Annotated in this window: 1 pseudogene; it reads right to left on the bottom strand. The window is 41.7% G+C overall.

Annotation, left to right across the window (positions count from 1 at the left end):
- Positions 1-243 (bottom strand): annotated as a pseudogene (locus AAEY88_RS14600) (hypothetical protein); the annotation flags it as partial.
- Positions 244-254 lie beyond the last annotated feature (11 nt).

Here is a 254-nt window from a genome sequence, read left to right as displayed (position 1 = left end):
CTTTAACACGGAGCTTAAACTGCTTTGATCGGTAATTAGCACTACATCGCGCACGGCTATTGCTCTGTCGTGTACGCTGCCTCTAAAGTTAATTGCGTAACGTTGCTTTACCGAATTTACGTCGGTCATGTGGGTAATGTTATTATTAATGAGGCTAACGCGCGAAATGCCAATAATGGTTAAAATAAGCATCATTGATAAAATTACGCCAAAGCCGGTCGTTAAACGCATGTTTATGGTCATGGTTGATCCCA

This window comes from Psychrobacter sp. CAL346-MNA-CIBAN-0220, from assembly GCF_040309805.1.
Taxonomy (GTDB): domain Bacteria; phylum Pseudomonadota; class Gammaproteobacteria; order Pseudomonadales; family Moraxellaceae; genus Psychrobacter.
This window is presented reverse-complemented; position numbering and strand designations above follow the sequence as displayed.